Source organism: Mucilaginibacter sp. A5337 (genome assembly GCF_059690695.1).
This window is the reverse complement of sequence record NZ_JCAWEC010000002.1, coordinates 943,880-963,096: the sequence shown is the minus strand read 5'-3', so window position 1 is coordinate 963,096 and position 19,217 is coordinate 943,880. Positions and strand designations below refer to the sequence as shown.

Annotated in this window: 21 protein-coding genes; 15 read left to right on the top strand and 6 right to left on the bottom strand. The window is 40.0% G+C overall.

Features of this window, described 5'->3' with window-relative positions:
* Nucleotides 1-94: 94 nt before the first annotated feature.
* The 4 genes from AC59JO_RS08840 (at nucleotide 95) to AC59JO_RS08825 (ending at nucleotide 2,912) form a co-directional block, all read left to right on the top strand.
* On the top strand, nucleotides 95-754 hold the full coding sequence (locus AC59JO_RS08840; protein ID WP_497304775.1) for an MBL fold metallo-hydrolase: 660 nt from the start codon (nucleotides 95-97) through the stop codon (nucleotides 752-754).
* A gap of 255 nt (nucleotides 755-1,009) precedes the next feature.
* Nucleotides 1,010-1,642, top strand: a complete 633-nt coding sequence (locus AC59JO_RS08835; protein ID WP_497304773.1) for an HAD family hydrolase — start codon at nucleotides 1,010-1,012, stop codon at nucleotides 1,640-1,642.
* Nucleotides 1,643-2,100: 458 nt separating this feature from the next.
* A complete protein-coding gene (locus AC59JO_RS08830) occupies nucleotides 2,101-2,448 on the top strand; it encodes a DUF6438 domain-containing protein (RefSeq protein ID WP_497305043.1) in 348 nt (115 codons plus the stop codon).
* 74 nt (nucleotides 2,449-2,522) lie between these two features.
* Entirely contained in the window at nucleotides 2,523-2,912 is a 390-nt protein-coding gene (locus tag AC59JO_RS08825; protein ID WP_497304771.1) for a hypothetical protein, read from the top strand.
* A 25-nt stretch (nucleotides 2,913-2,937) separates the two neighbouring features.
* Here AC59JO_RS08825 and AC59JO_RS08820 read toward each other — a convergent pair whose 3' ends face one another.
* A complete protein-coding gene (locus tag AC59JO_RS08820) occupies nucleotides 2,938-3,216 on the bottom strand; it encodes a hypothetical protein (RefSeq protein WP_497304769.1) in 279 nt (92 codons plus the stop codon).
* Nucleotides 3,217-3,234: 18 nt separating this feature from the next.
* A complete protein-coding gene (locus AC59JO_RS08815; RefSeq protein WP_497304767.1) occupies nucleotides 3,235-3,705 on the bottom strand; it encodes a ferritin-like domain-containing protein in 471 nt (156 codons plus the stop codon).
* 744 nt (nucleotides 3,706-4,449) lie between these two features.
* Between AC59JO_RS08815 and kaiC the strand changes: the two genes are divergently transcribed.
* The 6 genes from kaiC to AC59JO_RS08785 all read left to right on the top strand — a co-directional run bounded on the left by kaiC (nucleotide 4,450) and on the right by AC59JO_RS08785 (nucleotide 11,483).
* Nucleotides 4,450-6,198 (top strand): circadian clock protein KaiC, encoded by a 1,749-nt coding sequence (gene kaiC / locus AC59JO_RS08810; RefSeq protein WP_497304765.1) that lies wholly within the window; start codon nucleotides 4,450-4,452, stop codon nucleotides 6,196-6,198.
* On the top strand, nucleotides 6,198-6,497 hold the full coding sequence (locus AC59JO_RS08805; protein WP_413667837.1) for a circadian clock KaiB family protein: 300 nt from the start codon (nucleotides 6,198-6,200) through the stop codon (nucleotides 6,495-6,497). The genes kaiC and AC59JO_RS08805 overlap by 1 nt, the downstream gene beginning before the upstream one ends.
* Nucleotides 6,498-6,833: a circadian clock KaiB family protein gene (locus AC59JO_RS08800; protein WP_413667838.1), complete on the top strand. Its 336-nt coding sequence runs from the start codon at nucleotides 6,498-6,500 to the stop codon at nucleotides 6,831-6,833. It begins immediately after the preceding gene.
* A 2-nt stretch (nucleotides 6,834-6,835) separates the two neighbouring features.
* Complete coding sequence (locus tag AC59JO_RS08795; RefSeq protein ID WP_497304762.1) at nucleotides 6,836-8,503, top strand: PAS domain-containing sensor histidine kinase; 1,668 nt, start codon at nucleotides 6,836-6,838, stop codon at nucleotides 8,501-8,503.
* Between the two features lie 84 nt (nucleotides 8,504-8,587).
* The gene (locus AC59JO_RS08790; RefSeq protein ID WP_497304760.1) at nucleotides 8,588-9,364 is read left to right on the top strand and encodes an enoyl-CoA hydratase/isomerase family protein; all 777 of its coding nucleotides are present in this window, start codon (nucleotides 8,588-8,590) and stop codon (nucleotides 9,362-9,364) included.
* Between the two features lie 151 nt (nucleotides 9,365-9,515).
* Entirely contained in the window at nucleotides 9,516-11,483 is a 1,968-nt protein-coding gene (locus AC59JO_RS08785; RefSeq protein WP_497304758.1) for a PAS domain-containing protein, read from the top strand.
* Nucleotides 11,484-11,520: 37 nt separating this feature from the next.
* Here the strand turns inward: AC59JO_RS08785 and AC59JO_RS08780 are convergent, their stop codons facing one another.
* Nucleotides 11,521-11,784, bottom strand: coding sequence for a hypothetical protein (locus tag AC59JO_RS08780; RefSeq protein WP_413667842.1), 264 nt, complete (start codon nucleotides 11,782-11,784; stop codon nucleotides 11,521-11,523).
* Between the two features lie 92 nt (nucleotides 11,785-11,876).
* On the opposite strand from AC59JO_RS08780, the gene AC59JO_RS08775 reads away from it, so the two are divergent.
* Nucleotides 11,877-13,562, top strand: a complete 1,686-nt coding sequence (locus tag AC59JO_RS08775) for a MutS-related protein (protein ID WP_413667843.1) — start codon at nucleotides 11,877-11,879, stop codon at nucleotides 13,560-13,562.
* 364 nt (nucleotides 13,563-13,926) lie between these two features.
* On the opposite strand, the gene AC59JO_RS08770 is transcribed toward AC59JO_RS08775, so the two are convergent.
* Together AC59JO_RS08770 and AC59JO_RS08765 are read right to left on the bottom strand one after the other, a co-directional pair.
* The gene (locus AC59JO_RS08770; RefSeq protein WP_413667844.1) at nucleotides 13,927-14,217 is read right to left on the bottom strand and encodes a chaperone modulator CbpM; all 291 of its coding nucleotides are present in this window, start codon (nucleotides 14,215-14,217) and stop codon (nucleotides 13,927-13,929) included.
* Between the two features lie 13 nt (nucleotides 14,218-14,230).
* Nucleotides 14,231-15,157, bottom strand: a complete 927-nt coding sequence (locus AC59JO_RS08765) for a DnaJ C-terminal domain-containing protein (protein ID WP_497304755.1) — start codon at nucleotides 15,155-15,157, stop codon at nucleotides 14,231-14,233.
* A gap of 142 nt (nucleotides 15,158-15,299) precedes the next feature.
* Here AC59JO_RS08765 and AC59JO_RS08760 point away from each other — a divergent pair, with 142 nt between their 5' ends.
* The 3 genes from AC59JO_RS08760 to AC59JO_RS08750 all read left to right on the top strand — a co-directional run bounded on the left by AC59JO_RS08760 (nucleotide 15,300) and on the right by AC59JO_RS08750 (nucleotide 17,818).
* Nucleotides 15,300-15,911: a hypothetical protein gene (locus AC59JO_RS08760; RefSeq protein ID WP_413667846.1), complete on the top strand. Its 612-nt coding sequence runs from the start codon at nucleotides 15,300-15,302 to the stop codon at nucleotides 15,909-15,911.
* Nucleotides 15,912-16,071: 160 nt separating this feature from the next.
* Nucleotides 16,072-17,253 (top strand): GAF domain-containing sensor histidine kinase, encoded by a 1,182-nt coding sequence (locus AC59JO_RS08755; protein ID WP_413667847.1) that lies wholly within the window; start codon nucleotides 16,072-16,074, stop codon nucleotides 17,251-17,253.
* A 52-nt stretch (nucleotides 17,254-17,305) separates the two neighbouring features.
* The gene (locus AC59JO_RS08750; protein ID WP_413667848.1) at nucleotides 17,306-17,818 is read left to right on the top strand and encodes a GNAT family N-acetyltransferase; all 513 of its coding nucleotides are present in this window, start codon (nucleotides 17,306-17,308) and stop codon (nucleotides 17,816-17,818) included.
* Between the two features lie 100 nt (nucleotides 17,819-17,918).
* Here AC59JO_RS08750 and AC59JO_RS08745 read toward each other — a convergent pair whose 3' ends face one another.
* Nucleotides 17,919-18,611 carry an HAD family hydrolase gene (locus AC59JO_RS08745; RefSeq protein ID WP_413667849.1) on the bottom strand — a complete coding sequence of 231 codons (693 nt, stop codon included), beginning with the start codon at nucleotides 18,609-18,611 and terminating at the stop codon, nucleotides 17,919-17,921.
* 205 nt (nucleotides 18,612-18,816) lie between these two features.
* On the opposite strand from AC59JO_RS08745, the gene AC59JO_RS08740 reads away from it, so the two are divergent.
* Entirely contained in the window at nucleotides 18,817-19,176 is a 360-nt protein-coding gene (locus tag AC59JO_RS08740; protein WP_121224761.1) for a DUF1493 family protein, read from the top strand.
* Nucleotides 19,177-19,217 lie beyond the last annotated feature (41 nt).

The following is a 19,217-nucleotide window of genomic DNA, read 5'->3' as shown; positions in this document are numbered from 1 at the left end:
AATCTTACACTTTTGTCATTAATCCTTCAGGCAATCAATTTTTTAAAACTTCATAAGTTTTTCCTATGTATCTTTAGGAAATAAACCTCTACTTATGAAAATATCAAAATACCTGCATTCGTGCCTGCTTTTTGAATTGGATAATTATCAACTATTGTTTGATCCGGGCAAGTTCTCTTTTATCGAAGGCCTGGTTACCCCGCAAATGTTTACTGATGTAAAAAGTATTGTTATTACGCATATCCATCCCGATCATTTTGATATTGATATCTTAAAAAGTATTGTTGAATTAGGCGGAGCGGAGGTGATCACCAATACACAGGTAGGTAAGGAACTGGAGAAAATCGATTTGAAATATACTTTGCTTGAAGAAGGAACCCACAAAGCAGGACCCTTTAAACTTCAGGCGTTCCCTGTTAGGCATGAGCTAATTTTAGATAATCCCTTGCCTCAAATGACGGGCTTCCTGATCAATAACAAAGTTTTGCATCCGGTAGACTCCATGGAAGATAAATTGTTGAATTTTAAAGGTATTGAATTGTTGATCATGGTTTCTATGGCACCATTTGCCAACGAACCAACAATTGCAGCCTTTGCCGACGAATTACACCCTAAACAAATTCTGCCTGTGCATGACGGATATGCTAAAGAGTTTTTAATTCTTCAACGGTACGGCGCTTACAAAAAGCATTTTGATAGGCAAGGTATCAAGTTTCATGAAATTTATAAAGTGGGTGATGGGATAAGTCTTTAGTCAGAAGTCTTAAGCTTTAAGCAGAAATGCTTCGAAAGAATGACCACTCCAAACTTCAGTGCTGGGGCTATAGAAATATAGCTTTAAAAAAAGAACCCCCCGCCGAGAGGCGGGGGGTCTTTGCGGGCTCAGCCTCCTGCTAAGCCGACCCGCGTTAACCTTATCACACTGCTAAGGTGAGGATTAATAATGAAGAAAACATGAACATTAATTGCGGTTAAATCTTCATCTTAGCGAAAAACATAATTTTAGCTAATGCAGAAACCCGACAGCCTCATTTTTGATATGGACGGAACCCTTTGGGATGCCGTTGACACCTACGCCGAATCATGGAACCTTATATTTCAAAAGCTTGATATTCAAAGAACTATTAAACGGGACGAACTGCTGCATGTAATAGGCATGGATGGAAAAAAGCTCACCCGTGTTCTGCTGCCCGAATTTGATGAGGAAAAAGGGATGGAAATATACAACGCAGTAAATCAAATAAGGCGCGAAATATTACCCACCAGCGGGGGTATTATGTACAATGGGGTTACAGAGGGTTTAAAACAATTGGCAAACAAATACAAGCTTTTTGTTTTAAGCAATTGCGCCGTGGGTATCATACCGCTGTTTTTAGCATGGGCAGGCATTAATGAAGTTATTATGGATAGCTTTGCTTATGGTACTAATCAAATGCCTAAAAATCATAATATGCATTTGCTCATGGATAAGCATAATTTGCAAAACCCGGTTTACATAGGCGATACCAATGGTGATGCCGAGCAAACACGTATTGCAGGTATACCGTTTGTTTTTGTTAGCTACGGTTTTGGCAACACCGATGATTATGATGTAAAGTTCGACGATTTTGAATCCCTTACCCAATATTATTTGAGTTTGTAAGTTAAGTTTACATGAAAAGCGTATTACTGCTTGTTTTATTTTTAATTACTCTGTGTGGTGTGGCGTCGGGCCAGCATGCAACCGTTGAGTCGGAACAATGGATTACTGAAGACCTTGGTTACCTTTATTTTAACGGCGGCAAGGTTTATTTCAATTTCGACGGGTACAAGAAACACGAAAACAAATACAAAATAGAGCATGATACGCTCAAAATAGTGGATAGCTATAGCTCCAGTGCAGACAATTTTAAACAACAGCATATTGATGTTTCTAAGTTCATTATCAACTATTTCGATGGCAAAAAATTAACCATTAAGGCGGTTAATGAAAATGGTATAAAATTAGCTGGTCGCCCTCCGTTGCAGTTTAAAAATTATAAGGCAAGTTTTGATAATGGCGTCAAGTTTTCTAAACTGCGTTTCCTGTCCTCAACCTGTTACGGCAATTGTCCGCAATTACTGATCAACATTTGGGCTGATGGTACTTATCGTTTAAAAGGCGGCGAATACGCAGACCCCTATAAAGGTGATTATGCAGGAAAACTTACCGGTCTGCAGCTTGATAGCCTGAACTTTTGGTTAAAACGCAGCGAATTAAAAAAGATGTACGATTGGAAGCAAGGTAGCCAGGTTACAGATGCACCTAACTATTACCTGGATATTGACTTTGAAAACAATAAAGATAAACTTACGCTAACTACTAATGATCCTCCTTTTAATTTAACCGGCTTGGTTAACTTTTTAGTAGAGTCTTTTAGAAAAGTAAACCTCACGAAAATTAAAGAAGGGGAAAAGCCGGCAAACTAAACAGGTGATGGTCATGATATAAATATTTGCTTACCTGCTAAGTTTTTGTAGCTTAGTTAGCAAATAAATCTCCGATGAAAAGAAAAATCAAGGTTATTATCACCCTCATATTGCTGCTAATTATAGTAGGCTTTTTTTACTATCGCTATTACTTTGTTTTTGGCGAGGGAACCAAGGCAGGAACTATGAATTATTTTGTGAAGAAAGGCTATGTATTTAAAACTTATGAAGGCAGACTAATTCAAAGTGGCATCCGCACCCAGGCAGCCGGGGGCACAATTGGCTCAAATGAATTTATGTTTTCTGTAACCGACGAAAAAGTAGTGAAGCAACTGAGCAGCAATGCAGGTTCATTTTTGGAGCTTCATTATAAAGAATATCTGCATACATTACCGTGGCGGGGCGTAAGTGTTTTTGTGGTTGATAGCGTAGTCTCGGCCAAACCGCTTGCGCCGGGTATGTAATAAAATATATTAAGCTACAGCCTGCTTAGGCACTAACCAGGTTGTAGCTTAATTTGCCGTTTTGTTTGGTGATCTTTACCAATCCCCGGTCAAAAAGATAATTAAGCACTTCAATCGTGTTTTTTTCGTGTGTAAAAGTATTTACAGCAGGTTCGTATTCCCTTAGCTTCAAAGCGATATCGGCAACTGTGGCATGTTTTAATTGCGAAAGTGTGTAAACTACTTTGTCCTGAGTACATGTAACCTTGTTGTATCGATCCGGCACACGGCATGCTGAAAAAGATGTTTGATTTGAATTGCTCATTTGCTTATAAAAATTTGATCATGCATTAACCGTATCCCTCAGGGATTTGATGGCGCCATGCGCTTTTTTTAAACCCTCTAATTGGTTATTAAGCAAGGCTACTACCTGGTCATCTTCCCATATCAGCTCCTTATCGTCAAGCGCAGCGCGGTATGCTTTTTTTGCTATGTCCTCGCCATATTCGCAATCCGAAAGTATAGAGTGGTTGTCTTTACTAACAAAAACTGATTTTACATCCATCCAGGCATGATAAAATTTGCCTGAAAGAGAAGTGCCTTCTGTGGGATCTCCACCTAATACATGGATGTAATCACGTATTTCATTAACGTAGTTTTTGCTTTGATCAATATATTCATTAAAAAGTAAATTCAACCCGGCTTCATCGGTTGCTTCAATAGCTTTTTGATATCCGGCTACTCTGTCGTTATTTATTTTGATCAGATCATTTAATGCTGAGATCTGATGTTGTACATGCTGTAAAACTCCCATGGCTTTGTTATTTTGTTTAAATAAATAACATGTCTTACAGGTTAATGTTTTTATATTTTAGTTAGGTAATGACAAGTGAAATAATTGTTTGAACTGCATGCCATCACATACAACAGGATGAATCGGCAACCGGATAAAACGGTCACCGCCAGGGCTCATCCCGAGGAGGGGTAATAGCAATTTAATATGTCATTTCCATATTGATTTTAAATGTACCTAAACAGCGGGAAGAAGCTGCGGCCTGGTGAGACGGCCGCTATCAAGGTTCTGCCCGGAGAGGGGTAATGGTTATTTAGTTGATTGATGTTGTTTATTATTAAGCAATAATGGTTTTTTGAATAAAACGGGCCACTTTTTTAATAAATTATCCATGTCAAAGGGTTTGGCTAAATCCTCCGAAATTATTTATGATTAACCAACCTAAATGTAAATGGTCTAACAAGAAATTAACTATGAGTATCAGCTACAGGTAATGCAATGCAAAAAGCAGGCCCTTTACGTTCAACGCTGTTTACCCGCATCCTGCTGTCTTCGCTCCTAATAATTTCTGAAGAGATGTATAATCCTAACCCCAAACCGGGGAAAGTATGCTGCTTATTTCGCCCACCCGGTAAAATTTTTTATTGTTATAAGATCAAATGCATTAAAACAATTTTATAAGTATTTTTATTACCATACCAATAAAACAAATTCCTGTATGCTTGATGGTTGTGGTATACGGGTGATTTAATAAATAGTATCTATATGACCAAATTGCATAAAAAAGAGAAGTATACAATATTTAAGGAGTTGCCCAAAACTCCAACAGGTATTACCGGTTTGGACGAGATAACGGGCGGCGGCTTACCTAAAGGCCGGTCTACGTTAATTTGCGGTGAGGCCGGATGTGGTAAAACGCTGATATCGCTTGAATTTATAGTAAGAGGCGTTACCGAATTTGATGAACCGGGCGTATTTATGGCATTTGAGGAAAAGGCAGATGAGCTTGCTGCGAACGTAGCATCGCTGGGTTTTGATTTACGTAAGCTTCAGGATGAAAAAAAATTAAGACTGGATCATGTACATATTGACAGGAGCGAGATTGAAGAAACCGGCGAATATGATCTGGAAGGTTTGTTTATTCGCTTAGGTTATGCTATAGACAGCATTGGTGCAAAAAGGGTTGTTTTAGATACCCTGGAGAACCTGTTTTCGGGTTTATCAAATCAGCTTATACTGCGCGCCGAATTAAGAAGGCTTTTTAGTTTTTTAAAAGAGAAAGGGGTAACCGCCATTATAACCGGCGAGAAGGGAGAAGGAGAATCATTAACGCGGCAGGGGCTTGAAGAGTATGTTTCGGATTGCGTGATACTGCTTGATCACAGGGTTATTAATCAGATTTCAACTCGTCGTTTACGGGTGATAAAATACCGGGGCTCGCAGCATGGTACTAACGAATACCCATTTTTAATTGATGAAGAGGGTATTTCAGTACTTCCTATAACATCGTTAGGGCTCGAAAAAGAAGTGTCGTCGCAACGAATTTCATCGGGTATTCCATCGCTCGACGTGATGTTTGGGGGCAAAGGCTTCTTTCAGGGGAGCAGTATCCTGGTTTCAGGAACAGCAGGTACCGGTAAAACAAGCATTGCGTCAAGTTTTGCAAATGAAGTTTGCAAAACTAAGAAAAAGTGCCTTTATTTCGCATTTGAAGAGTCACCTAAACAGATCCTTCGCAACATGAAGTCAATCAATATTGATCTGCAAAAACATGTTGACAATGGTTTGCTTGAATTTCATGCCTCGCGCCCTACACTTTATGGGCTCGAAATGCACCTGGTTGCTATTTATAAGATTATCAAAAGGTTTAAGCCCGTTGTTGTGATCCTTGACCCAATTACAAACCTTATTAATGTAGGATCTGTAAACGAGGTAAAATCAATGCTGATCAGGCTGATTGATTTTTTACAGAACGAGCAGATTACGGTTATGTTTACCGCGCTGAGTTTGAATACTGTAGTGAGTGAGCAAACAGATGAAGGCGTGTCATCATTAGTTGATGCATGGTTGCTCGTAAGGGATATCGAATCAAACGGTGAACGTAACCGAGGTTTATATATCATGAAATCGCGCGGAATGAGCCACTCGAACCAGGTACGCGAGTTTATTATTACCGACGATGGGTTAAGGCTGGTAGACGTTTATCTCGGCCCGGAAGGCGTACTTACAGGGTCGGCCCGTGAGGCACAAAAGTTAAAGGAAAAAACAGGCGTGGCGCTCAGGGACTTTGCTGTGTCCCGTAAGGATAAAGAGATCCTGCGAAAGCGTATGATGCTTGAATCAAAGATTGCAAGCCTGCAGGCCGAATTTGAATCGGCCGAGGAAGAACTGAACAAAATGTACCTTGAAGAAGAGCTGAAACAGGAGATCATTGAAAAGAACCGGCAGGAAATGACCAATATTCGCCGTGGAAATGTTAGTACTCCTAAAAGTAAATCAAAAAGCAAAAAGTAATGGAACTGGAAGAAGTTATAAAGTATGAGTTGAGATTGTATGTGGCAGGTAAAACGTCAAAGTCAGTTACCGCGCTTACCAATCTTAAAAAATATTGTGAAGAACATTTAAAAGGTCAGTATGTTATTGAAGTAATTGACTTATTGCAACAGCCGCAACTGGCTGAAGGCGACCAGATTTTTGCTGTGCCCACGTTGGTTAGGAAAGTACCTGAACCTATTCGCAAAATAATAGGCGATTTAAGTAACGAGGAAAAAGTTTTGGTTGGATTGAATATCAGGCCTGTAAACAATATTTAGATGACAGCGCGAAACCAGTTACCTTTAGATGCCGACGACAATTCAAATGATGCAGAAGACCAATTTTTTCGTTTACGCTTATTTGTGATTGGAGCATCACCCAATTCTGTCCGGGCCATCGCCAATCTTAAGAATATTTGTGAACAGCACATCAAAGCTAATTATGAGCTGGAGATTATAGATGTTTATCAGCAGCCGCTAATAGCAGAAGCCGAACAGATCGTAGCACTGCCATTATTAATCAAAAAATCTCCTGGTACCGAACGAAAGCTTATAGGAGATATGTCAAATACTTCAAAAGTTTTAAAGGGACTTGGTATCCATTCAGAAAGTTGATCATGGAATCGTTTAAATATACATATGAGCAATTACTGGCCGAAAACGATGAGCTTCGTTTTAAGTTGGAGGAAGCAAATGATACCATTGACGCCATTCGTAGTGGCGGGATTGATGCCCTTGTGGTTAAAGGTGAAGAAGGGCACCAGCTTTATACGCTGAAAACGGCCGATCAAACCTATCGTGTTTTTATTGAAAAAATGAACGAAGGTGCGGTTACGCTTAACCGGGATGGAATTATCTTGTATAGTAATTCGCGCTTTGCCGCTATGGTTAACGAACCGCTTGAAAAAGTGATCGGTATTTACTTTGATGTTTTCATTGCAGAAGTGTCTGCAGGAAGATATAAAGAAGTAATAAAGGACGGCTGGAACAACGATTGTAAAGGCGAAGTTTTATTGTCAAGTCCCGATGGCAAGCTAACGCCCTGTTTACTGTCATGTACTACGCTTGACCTTGATGAGGGAACGGCATTAAGCCTGATCTTAACAGATTTAACCAGCCAAAAGGAAACCGAGTGGGAGCTGAAAATTAAAAACGATCAGTTAGAAGAGGCCCAGAATATCGTAGAAGGGCTCAATAACGAGCTCGAAGATACCGTAAGAGAGCGTACCAATGACTTGCTTATCAGCCGCGAACATTTTAAGCTGTTGGCAAACAATATTCCTCAAATGACATGGACAAACCTGCCCGGAGGAGAAGTGAATTTTTACAACCAGCGCTGGTTTGACTATACCGGAAGACGGTATGGAGAAACAGCAGGATGGGGCTGGCAGCAAATTGTGCACCCCGATGATCTGCAAAAAACAATGGATACCTACCTGGCGTCTTTAAAAAACGGAAATGTTTTCGAATTGGAAAACAGATATCTCCGCTGGGATAATACTTATCGCTGGCACCTTAACCGGGCAGTGCCGCTGAGAGATGATACAGGAGAGATACTGTTTTGGGTAGGTACCGCTACTGATATTGAAGAGCAAAAAAAGCAGCTGGACTTAAAAGACGAATTTATTGGCGTTGCCAGTCACGAACTCAAAACGCCATTAACCAGTTTAAAAGGATATTTACAGCTTATTTCTGTTTATAAAAAGGAAGAAGTGCCTCCAATGGTTAAACAATATATCGAAAAGGCCGGTATTGCTTTAAATAAGCTTCAGCGTCTGGTTAATGATCTGCTCGATGTAAGTAAAATACACGCCGGCAGGCTCGAATACGCCATGGCCGAAGTAAACCTTCGTGACCTTGTGGCTTTGACGCTGGATAGCGCTATTCACCTTTATCCTGAATTTCATTTTATCAATAAATCAGAAAGAGATTTCTTTGTAGAAGGAAATGTCGGACGACTTGAGCAGGTACTCGTGAATTTTATCAATAACTCCGTAAAATATTCAATCGATGATAAAAAGATCATCATTACAACCGAGTGTGTAAACGGCAGGGTGCGGGTATCGGTAAAGGATTTTGGCATAGGGTTATCGGCAGGGCAAATCGAACATATTTTTGAACGCTTTTATCGGGTTGAGGATAAAAAGTTCATGGCAGGCGGCCTTGGTATGGGCTTGTATATTTCGGCCGAAATCATTAATAACCACAAAGGTGATATTGGGGTTGAAAGTGAACCTGGCAAAGGCGCTACTTTTTACTTTGAGCTGCCTTTGCTTGAAAAGTAAGTGTTTACTTTATTTGAGTTCAAAATTGCAGTTGACTTAAATACTTCTGATATTGGCCGGAAAACCTGATATAAAACATAAAATATGTCTGCCGAAAACGGAAATGTATCTATTGCAAATGAGCCCGATGGTGTAACTACTATTAGTTTTTATCATCCAGCACAAAATTCAATGCCTTCTGCATTATTAAAGCAGCTTGCCGATGCCATATTCAATGCCGGTAATGATCCTGATACAAAAGTTATCATTTTAAAGAGCGAGGGTGACCGTACGTTTTGTGCAGGTGCAAGTTTTGATGAATTATTACAAATTAAGGATAAAGAAACCGGTACATTATTTTTTGAAGGTTTTGCCAACGTGATCAGCGCATGTAGCAAATGCACTAAAATAATTATTGCGAGGGTACAGGGTAAGGCAGTTGGAGGAGGGGTTGGGCTTGCCGCCGCTGCCGATTATTGTTTAGCAACAGATGCTGCTGCAATAAAATTAAGCGAACTCACTATTGGTATTGGCCCGTTTGTAATAGCGCCGGCAGTGACGCGTAAAATAGGGTTATCAGCATTTTCACAGCTTACCGTCAGAGCAACCGATTTTCAAACTGCCCAATGGGCAAAACAAAACGGTTTGTATAACGAGGTTTATGAAGATCTTGCATCTCTTGATGCTGCGGTATCTGAACTTGCAAAAAAACTCGCTTCATACAATCCTGAAGCACTTAACCGTTTAAAGCAGATACTTTGGGAGGGTACTGCCGATTGGGGCGATTTGCTTAAGCAGCGTGCAACTATAAGCGGGGAATTGGTTTTATCAGCGTTTACACAGCAGGCATTACACTCTTTTTTTAAGAATAAGTCAAAATAATTGAAATAGAATACTGATATTTTCATATAATTTAACAGATACTTCCCGTTTTTGGTGGAATTTTGTAACTTAATATTGTACACCTAAGTCATTTTATTAACCAATTAGATAGTCGTTTTACACGGACATTATTGTCTATCATCTTACTTGAATGAACTATCCTCAAAAAAACAAGTTTATTGTTATAATAAGCCTGCTTATCATGCTTGTTTTTGGTTCGCTTTTTACCGGCTGGCTAACAAATGTATTGGTATGTATCGTTATAACCGGTACTGCCCTCATACTGCTTAATTATATTGAAAATAAGAGGCTTAAAAGTGAAAGTAAGATCATCGACCTCAATAATGCGCTTGCGGAACAGATGCAGCAGCATGCATCTGCACTTTTAGATACGGTTGTTAAACTTGAAGTTAGCGAAGAAAAATACCGCTCATTGATTGAGCATGCTTCTGATGCTATATATGTAATTGACTTTGAAGGGCGTTTTACCGAAGTGAATGCAAGCATGTGTAGAATGACCGGCTATAACCGTGAAGAATTGCTTCAGCTTAAAGTTGAGCAAATTATTGATCCTGAAAATCTGAAAAGCGAGCCGGTGGTGCTTGGCCCGGATGATTTACATACTGCGGTAATGAAAGAACGCCGTTTTGTAAAGAAAAACGGGCAGGTATTTGATGTGGAAATTAACGTAAAAAAGTTTACTAAAGACAGTGTACTTGTTATAGCGCGTGACATTACCAATCGTAAAGTTATGCAGGCCGGGCTCAGGGAAGCTGAGCTTAAATTCCGCACATTGGCCGAAAAGTCGATGGTTGGCGTTTATATTGTTCAAAAGGGCACATTTATATATGTTAACCCCCGGTTTGCCCACGTTTTTGGTTATGAACCTAATGAACTGATCGGCGTTTCATCGGTTGATGTTATTATCAGCGAACAATATAAGGCACTTACGCTCGAACATGTTAGGGCGAGGCTTTCGGGAGAAGTTGAAAGCGTAAATTATGAGGTTATGGGCCGCTGCAAAGATGGCTCAACTAACTGGGTGGAGTTTTATGGTACAGCAACGCAAATTAACGACGAGCCGGCCATCATTGGCTCAATGATAGACGTAACCGAACGGAAAAAGATTGAGGAAGAGTTGCGGCTATCCGAACAAAAATATAAACTCCTTTTTGATAGCAATCCACTGCCTATGTGGATGATAGCAAAAAGCGATCTGTCTATCATTGCCGTAAATCACGCAGCTACAAAACATTATGGTTATACCGCCGACGAGTTTTTAAGCATGACCATTAAAGACGTAAGGCCTCCTGAAGAATGGGATGCAATGTATAGGGGGTATGCCGAGAAAGCGCCTAAATGGGGCAATACTATAACTACCCTTCATCGCAAAAAAGATGGCTCGATGATCAATGTACAGATTTTTGGCCAGGATATTGTGTATGAGGGGCGTTTGGTGAGGCTTTCAATTGCCAATGATATTACTGAAAAATTGCGGTCGGAAGAGTTACTTCAAAAATCAGAGGCAAACCTGCAATCCATTTTAAATACAACCGATACAGCTTATGCCCTGTTTGATAAAGATCTTAAAGTTTTGGCATTTAATCATAAAGCTGTAGGGTTTGTGAGGAGCCAGTTTAATCATGATCCGCAAAATGGCGATAAACTTGCTGATTTCTTTCCACCCGAACGCTTTCCGCAATTTATTGAATTTAATCAACAGGTTTTGAATGGCCAGAATGTGAGTTATGAAGTAGATTATCTTCAGACCGATGGTTCAAAATGCTGGTTTTATGTGCGCCTTTTCCCAATCAGGGATAGCCAGGAAAATATATTAGGATTGATGATGGCTCTTTATGATATTACCGAAAGAAAGAATATTGAAAATAATCTTAAAATAGCTTACGAACGAATCCATAACCACATCAGTCGGATAAAAAATATGGCCTGGAAACAATCGCACTATATGCGGAGTCCGGTGGCTAATCTAAAAGGCCTTGCCGAATTATTAAAGGATAATCCTGCAGATACCGAGACATTGGATCATATGATTACAGAACTAGAACGCCTCGATGCCGTAATTGTTGAAATGGCCCGTGATGCTGCCAGTCATGATTAAATAAGAAGCCCCGGCAATCCCGGGGCTTCTTACCGTTTTACCAGTGCCTGCAGTAACGTGGGGCGCGGTAATACCGATGATAATATACAGGCGCATCGTAATACCCGGTAGCGTAATAACGGGGACGCCCGTAATAAACGTCAGGCCCATAATAAACAGGTCTTCCATAATATCCCCTTGTATAAACAACCCGGTGATATGGGCGGCCAAAATGCGCATTTATACTTATACTTTGTGCTTTCGCAAACTGAAATGAAAACACCATCACGAAAGCTATTATTGAAAACCGGATCAATTTCATGGTTGTAAATTTTAGTTAATACCTAAATTGTAGTACATAATTATGACTGGTGACAGGAGAGTTGGTTTAATTTTAATTTTATATTTTTAGGCATGTATTACTTTGTCTTTTCTACAATAGTTGTTCTTATCATCGCGGGTGTGCTTTATATTAAATCGTATTATGATAGGTTACGCTGGGCAAAAAAAAGATTGGTGAAAATTCAGGGTAAATGGGGCAAGCCTATCAATGCACGCCGAAATTTCGACCTGATCAGAACTTATTTAGATTCGGCAGAGGATAAAGATAAGCTTGCGGTTCAGACAGCAGATGACCTTGATTTGATTAGTGTTTTCAATTATATCGACAGAACAAACAGCAAGCCCGGTAAACAATATCTTTTTAATTTACTGCATCATCCTACAACTGATGTAGACGCTTTGCATGATCTTGACAATGCTGTCGAGGATCTTAATATGGATATTCCGGGCCGGGAACTTATCGAAGTTGAACTATCAAAACTTAACGACCCCAATGCGTATTTTATCGCCGACCTTTTCCTTAAAGCACATCAACCGGTATTTTCATCGGTAGTAAATTTTTACTCAAAGGTTTCTTCATTCCTAATCGTTGCGGCATTAATATCGCTAATCGTAATACCCAATATCTATAGTTTTATCTTTTTGGTGTTATTGTTTGTTTACAACATCGCCATACATCTAACCAGCCGCAAGGCTATTTCGGGATATGCCAGATCCTTACCGCAGTTACTGATCATGTATAAAGTAGCAGTGGCATTGGTAAAAAGCGGGAAATTTGGCGCTGCTGCAGCGGTAAAGCAAAGCCTTACCAATTTAACAGACTTAAAACGGGCACTTAAGTTTGTAAATATAGAAAGCCGCTTCGTGAATAATACAAGTGATATCAGTTATGCCGCTTTTAAGTTGTTTAAATTGCTTTTTGTAATAGAACCCAATACCTATACCTCGTCGTTAAAACAAATTGCTAAATACCGCACCGATATAAAAGAAGTATATGAATTTATCGGCCAGGCTGATGCGATGATAGCTATACAATCTGTGCGTGACGGCATGCATGTTTACTCGAAGCCGGAGTTTACTGATGTCAACGGCAAAATAGAGATTACCGAACTGTTTCACCCATTGATAGCCAATTGTGTAGCTAATTCTCTTTATACTACAGATGCAGATAGGGGAGCATTGATCACGGGATCGAACATGTCGGGTAAAACAACGTTTATTAAAGCACTGGCTTTAAATACCCTGCTGGCGCAAACCATATTTACAAGTTGTGCAAAAGCATATAAAGCACCGCTGTTGAAAATACAAACCAGTATTAAAACCAGCGATAATATTGATGAACAAAAAAGTTATTTTCAGGCGCAGGCTTCGGCTATTTTAAATATTATCGATCAAAGTTCTCAAAAAGAGGCTATAAAAAGCCTGGTCATCATCGACGAGATTTTCAGGGGTACCAATACGATTGAACGCATAGCAGCTGCTAAGTCGGTACTTTCCTATATCACCGCCAATCAAAATTTCGTATTTGTATCAACCCACGACCTTGAGCTTGCCGAACTGCTGGACGATGATTTTGTTGTATACTCGTTTTCCGACTCAAAAGATGGTCGGGTGCTTGTGTTTGATTATCTGCTGAAACAAGGCTTACTTAAAAGTACCAACGGAATAGCCATTCTAAAATCGATGGGATACCCCGAAGCTGTTATTGATGAAGCCAATATAATAAGCGAACGGATGATGAATAAGTATTTGGTGTAGTGGCGGTAGCTTTTCTGCAATTAATTAAAATAGCGTCATTGAGAGTACCCATCAGGGGAAACCTGAAAAAAATCGTGATGTAGCGGTTGTGTGCGGGCCGCGTTAGTGATAGTAGCGGATACCGGCCTTGTGGCTAATGCCTTGTGTAGTATGAGCGGATAGCACGGGCCACAGGCAACGCCCATATTTATAATATTGATAAAAAACATATTTTAATAATCAATAACTTACGATCACGTCATTATAAGGTACGAAGCAATCCCAAACTGTACAGAGAGATTTGTATAGCTGCTCTGCTTCTTGGGGATTGCTTCGTACCTCGCAATGACGCGTTATATTTCCTTTCTCTTAAAATTGGTAAAAATTAATCCTCATACAACCTCAATCTGTTTTTCAGGTATCGCATATCCTCCTGCAGTTTTTCAACCCTTTGAAGCAGGTGGGAGATAGCTTCTATACCAGCTATATTGATATCAAGCTCATGTAAACTGATTAGTTTCTCCAGTTTTTGGAGTTCTGTTTGTGGGATGAATGTAGTTTCGTTAATAATAGTAAACTCAACCAGGCCCGCTTCATGTAACGATGTGATAAACGTGTATTCAACATTATGATATACACAAAAATCATTTGCTGCTATTAATTCTGCTGTTTTCATAATGTGTTTAAATTTAGGTTGATGATTTTGCCAGTTCTTCAAATAACTGCTTTTGTTTTTCGGTAAGGTTAGTAGGGGTTTGGATATCATAGGTCAGGTACAGATCGCCAAACTCATTTTCTTTTTTGTAAACAGGCATACCCTTGCCCTTAAGCTTTACTTTGGCGCCGTTTTGTGTTTCGGGCTTTACTTTTACCTTAACCTTGCCGTTTAAAGTATCGGCAGTTATTTCCCCGCCTAAAACTGCCGTATAGAGGTCAAGTTTCAATGTAGTATATAAATTATTACCGTCGCGTTTAAAATTTGTGTCGGGGGCCACATTAAACTGGATATACAGGTCACCGGCCGGGCCGCCGTTTACACCCGGAGCGCCGTGCCCGGTTATCTTAATAGTTTGCCCGTTTTCAACACCTGCCGGTATAGTTATACGGATGTTTTTGCCGTTAACTGTAAGTGTTTGTTTATGAGTTTCAAGAATATCGCGGAGGTTTAGGCTCAATGAAGCATTATAATCCTGTCCACGATATTTTGCTTGTCTGCTGCCCCGGGTACCTCCTGCGCCTCCAAACATTGATTGAAAAAAATCTGAAAAATCTTCACTTCCAAAACCTTCTGCACCACCAAATGTGTCGGCATTGCCAAAGCCGCTGTAGCCGCCAAAACCGCTTCCCTGATTCCCGGCCTGTTGGCGCGACTGCTGTTCGTATGCTTCGCCATGCTGCCAGTTTTCGCCGTACTTGTCATACTTTTTACGCTTTTCAGGATCGCTCAATACTTCATTTGCCTCATTTAACTGCTGAAACTTTTTGTTGGCTTCCTCGTCATTGGGGTTAAGGTCGGGGTGATACTTCCGGGCCAGTTTGCGGTATGCATTTTTAATATCTTTTTCTGATGCGTTTTTATCAAGCTCTAATACTTTGTAATAATCTATAAAAGCCATGGCGGGGATTAATATAAACAGATGTGTTATTAACTACTAAATATACAGCTTGGTTTTAAACGAATAGCTTTTTTAGTGTCATTTGATAATAGTGTAACCCAAGATAGTATATCGGGGTCATAGTTGGCAAATCCTTTAAATTATGAAAGCCGAAATCGATTTCCAGCAACAGACATTACAAGGGTTTTGCCTTGTGGCTGCGCCATTGTTGTTTTTTATATCAACATTTTTTTGGATAGACGGACAATACGGGGTAACGGCAGCAACCCTGATCTGCCTGTCAACGGTATTTTGGATCCCAGCTTTGTATGCCTTATTTGGCTTGTTAAAGCACAGTATGCCATTTTATTCAGCAATAGGTTTATTAATAGCTGTTTATGGATGTTGCATGGGGGCAATGGGGTTTGGTATGCTGGGATACTTGTCAACTATATTTAAAATTTCTCATCATAATTATCTCGATGTTTTGAGGCAATATCCTGTTAGTTCGGGGTTGTTACTTTTTTGGGCAGGCCCGTTGTTTCCATTAAGCTTATTGGTGTTAGCCATAAACCTCGTTCGAAAAAAGGCAGTACCGGTTTGGCTTGGTTTGCTGATCGGCCTTGCAGCTGTAGCTTTTCCTGTAAGCCGGATTTTGCGGATCTCATTGGTGGCCCACCTGGCTGATATCTTGCTATTGCTTCCATTAACAATTATAGGGATAGGTTTTATAAAGCGCTCAAACGTTACTAATTTATTAATTAAGCAGAAATAATTCTTCTGAATAGCAACGCTTAATTATTAATTAAGGTGCTGGTCAAGCAAGCAAAATCTACCTGAAAGTGGGTAGATTTTGCTTGCTTGATCAGTTTTTTTTGCATCTTTACTCAACATCCGCCTGCTAATTTATCACTTGATTATAACCTAATTAGTTAATGTTAGAAGCGCGGCTGCCCGAAAACGAAGAGGCCAGGTTACAGGATCTGTACCGCACCGGATTACTTGACTCTCCACAGGAAGATGAGTTTGATGATATTGTCAAATTCGCATCCTCATTATGCAATATGCCTATTTCTCTTATCAGCCTTGTTGATACTAATCGGCAATGGTTTAAAGCCAGGGTTGGTTGGGAAATTCCGCAAACAGAAAGGGGAACCTCCTTTTGCAGCCATGCTATATTGCAGGATCAGCTTTTTGAAGTGCCGGATGCTGCACTGGATGATCGTTTTTACGATAACCCGCTCGTTACCGATTTGCCGGCCATCAGGTTTTATGCAGGTATGCCCCTCGTTACCAAAAGCGGCAGTAGGCTGGGCACGCTTTGTGTAATTGACAATACTCCGCGCACATTAACAGCCGATCAGAAGTTTGGCCTTAAAGTATTGGCTGCTAATATTATTAAAATAACGGAGCTTCGTATCAAAAATAAGAGCCTGCATTATTTATCCGAAACGCAAAAAACAGTTATTTCTATCTTAGCCCATGATGTTCGTAATCCGCTGGCATCTATTAAATCAATAATTGAGTTTAAACAATCAGATATTCTGGATGCAGGTGATGCAACGGAAATGATTGAAATGGTATCAGATCAGCTTGATAACACCATTAATATGGTTGACAATGTTGTGCGCTGGGGCGAATTGCAAATGAAATTTGCCCGTTTTAACTATACCGATTTCAATCTCCACGAACTTGTTGAAAGCGTTTTTACATCTGAGTCCTTAAACGCATATGCCAAAAATAACACCATGGTAAATAATGTATTTATCGAAACACTGGTAAACTCAGATATGCAAGCGGTTGAATTTGTATTAAGGAACCTCGTAAGCAACGCCAATAAATACACGCAAAATGGTTTTATCACAGTAAATATGACCTATGTTGATAAGCATATGGTAATTGAGGTTACTGATACAGGTGTTGGCATGACAAGCGAAAGGGCCGAAAAACTTCTGAGTTCTACAAAGAACGATCACAAATCAACCCTGGGCACTAACAATGAAAAGGGGAGTGGCTTGGGATTATTGCTGGTCAGAGAGTTCATTGATCGCCTTAACGGGAAAATTACTGTAAAAAGTGCCCCTGGAAAAGGTACAAGCTTCAAAATGGTAATTTGAAGTCTTTTATTTAATGTACAACCAGTACCTTTGGCATCCTTAAATTGATCATATGCCTGTAATAACTCAAGCTACCCTTACTGATGTTCCCGAACTTAATGTTTTAGTAAACAGTGCTTACCGTGGCGAAAGCTCCAAACAGGGCTGGACAACTGAAGCCGACCTGATTGGCGGCATTCGCATTGATGAAGACACACTTGCCGGTTATATGAATGATGAAAATATCATCATTTTAAAGCATACTGATGAAGATGGCTACATTACAGGTACTGTTTATCTTGAAGTCAGGTATCCAAAACTATATATTGGCATGTTCAGCGTGTCGCCATTATTACAGAATAAAGGCGTAGGCCGTGCGTTGATAGAGGAAGCTGAGGTTTACGCACGTAAGCACAATTGTCATACGCTAACCATGACGGTGATCAGCACCCGTTTTGAGCTGATAAGCTGGTACGAGCGCCGTGGTTACAAACCAACCGGCGAAATTCAGCCTTTTCACGCACATGGCCGTTTTGGCGATGCTAAACAGCACATTGAGCTGATTGTAATGGAGAAAAGTATTTAGAGTCTTTAGTAGGAAGTCTTAAGTTCCAAGTTTTTAGTCGAAAGTACTGAGCAGAGTAAATTGACTTTAAACTTAATACTCAAGACTTCCGACTTGGAGCTTAAGACTTCAAAACAAACGCCAGCACCTCGCTGATCTTATCAGCCTGTTTAAAGTTTTCGTGGGTTAAAACGGTTTCAACGTGTTCATGCGCCCAGGTAGTGTGAAAAGGGACGTGAACGGCGTGACCGCCAATATTGATCACCGGCATCACATCTGATTTTAGGGAGTTACCGATCATCATGAATTCTTCAGGATTAATATCCAAATGTTTGATCAGCTTGATATAATCGTCCTCCTTTTTATCGCTCATGATCTCAATGTGGTGAAAATAATGTGCCAGCCCCGATTTTTTGAGTTTGCGCTCCTGGTCAAGCAGGTCGCCTTTGGTAGCAACTACCAATCGGTAATGGTCTTTTAGTGAGTATAACACATGCTCCACATCATTTAATATCTCTATCGGTTGGTTAAGCATATCCTTGCCATACTGCAGTATGGTTTCAACTACCTCAACACTGATGTTTTTTTCGGAAATGCTTAGCGCAGCCTCTATCATGCTCAGGATGTAGCCTTTTATCCCGTAGCCATAAAGCGGCAGGTTATCAACCTCAACCTTAAAAAGCTCTTTGGAAATGGTATGCTGTGGCGAAAAATTTTCAAGCAGGCTGCAAAACCTTTCTTCGGTAGCTTGAAAGTAAGGTTCATTTACCCAAAGGGTATCATCGGCATCAAAGGCAATTACTTTTAGGTTCATTTGAAGTATGTGGTTTACCTGGTGCAATAATAATACATCAGGTTGATTTTAATAGCATAGGGAGCTGTTAAGTAGCAATAAATATTTAACATTTATTAACTATTAAGCTCAATTTAAGCGATTTAAAAATAAAGTAAATTTGTATGCAACCTTATTTCAAAAGCTACGTCTCATAACTTAAATGGTCAAATTAATATTCGTTTAAATGGAAGAGATACTGCCACCCTTAAAAGAATTTATTGTTGATTATTGCAACAGGTATAAGATCCACAATATTGATCCGCATAGTCTTAGCCTCGATACCAGTATCGATCTTGATCTGGATATTTTCGATATTGAGATAGATCTTTTTCTTGCCGATTTTGCCGAAGAGTTTAATGTCGATCCGTCCAAATTCAGCTGGTATAAATACGGCTATCCCAAGGGCTCAACCCGGGTAAAGATGATAAAACTGATGTTTGGCTACAACACCACATGGGTTAAACAGCTGGCTCAATACTGCTACACTCCCAAATTTAAGGTGCGTAACCTGCAAGATGCCGTTAAGACGGGCAAATTGGTTTAATGAACAATATAGGTTTCACTAATCCGGAATCGGTGAAATCA

What these genes read in the sequence shown, in the direction of transcription:
- AC59JO_RS08760 (WP_413667846.1), top strand. Translation starts at nt 15,300, where the DNA reads ATGAAAGCCGAAATCGATTTCCAGCAACAGACATTACAAGGGTTTTGC.
- AC59JO_RS08825 (WP_497304771.1), top strand. Translation starts at nt 2,523, where the DNA reads ATGAAAAGAAAAATCAAGGTTATTATCACCCTCATATTGCTGCTAATT.
- AC59JO_RS08775 (WP_413667843.1), top strand. Translation starts at nt 11,877, where the DNA reads ATGTATTACTTTGTCTTTTCTACAATAGTTGTTCTTATCATCGCGGGT.
- AC59JO_RS08815 (WP_497304767.1), bottom strand. Translation starts at nt 3,705, where the DNA reads ATGGGAGTTTTACAGCATGTACAACATCAGATCTCAGCATTAAATGAT.
- AC59JO_RS08790 (WP_497304760.1), top strand. Translation starts at nt 8,588, where the DNA reads ATGTCTGCCGAAAACGGAAATGTATCTATTGCAAATGAGCCCGATGGT.
- kaiC (WP_497304765.1), top strand. Translation starts at nt 4,450, where the DNA reads ATGACCAAATTGCATAAAAAAGAGAAGTATACAATATTTAAGGAGTTG.
- AC59JO_RS08840 (WP_497304775.1), top strand. Translation starts at nt 95, where the DNA reads ATGAAAATATCAAAATACCTGCATTCGTGCCTGCTTTTTGAATTGGAT.
- AC59JO_RS08755 (WP_413667847.1), top strand. Translation starts at nt 16,072, where the DNA reads ATGTTAGAAGCGCGGCTGCCCGAAAACGAAGAGGCCAGGTTACAGGAT.
- AC59JO_RS08770 (WP_413667844.1), bottom strand. Translation starts at nt 14,217, where the DNA reads ATGAAAACAGCAGAATTAATAGCAGCAAATGATTTTTGTGTATATCAT.
- AC59JO_RS08745 (WP_413667849.1), bottom strand. Translation starts at nt 18,611, where the DNA reads ATGAACCTAAAAGTAATTGCCTTTGATGCCGATGATACCCTTTGGGTA.
- AC59JO_RS08795 (WP_497304762.1), top strand. Translation starts at nt 6,836, where the DNA reads ATGGAATCGTTTAAATATACATATGAGCAATTACTGGCCGAAAACGAT.
- AC59JO_RS08820 (WP_497304769.1), bottom strand. Translation starts at nt 3,216, where the DNA reads ATGAGCAATTCAAATCAAACATCTTTTTCAGCATGCCGTGTGCCGGAT.
- AC59JO_RS08750 (WP_413667848.1), top strand. Translation starts at nt 17,306, where the DNA reads ATGCCTGTAATAACTCAAGCTACCCTTACTGATGTTCCCGAACTTAAT.
- AC59JO_RS08805 (WP_413667837.1), top strand. Translation starts at nt 6,198, where the DNA reads ATGGAACTGGAAGAAGTTATAAAGTATGAGTTGAGATTGTATGTGGCA.
- AC59JO_RS08780 (WP_413667842.1), bottom strand. Translation starts at nt 11,784, where the DNA reads ATGAAATTGATCCGGTTTTCAATAATAGCTTTCGTGATGGTGTTTTCA.
- AC59JO_RS08765 (WP_497304755.1), bottom strand. Translation starts at nt 15,157, where the DNA reads ATGGCTTTTATAGATTATTACAAAGTATTAGAGCTTGATAAAAACGCA.
- AC59JO_RS08800 (WP_413667838.1), top strand. Translation starts at nt 6,498, where the DNA reads ATGACAGCGCGAAACCAGTTACCTTTAGATGCCGACGACAATTCAAAT.
- AC59JO_RS08740 (WP_121224761.1), top strand. Translation starts at nt 18,817, where the DNA reads ATGGAAGAGATACTGCCACCCTTAAAAGAATTTATTGTTGATTATTGC.
- AC59JO_RS08835 (WP_497304773.1), top strand. Translation starts at nt 1,010, where the DNA reads ATGCAGAAACCCGACAGCCTCATTTTTGATATGGACGGAACCCTTTGG.
- AC59JO_RS08785 (WP_497304758.1), top strand. Translation starts at nt 9,516, where the DNA reads ATGAACTATCCTCAAAAAAACAAGTTTATTGTTATAATAAGCCTGCTT.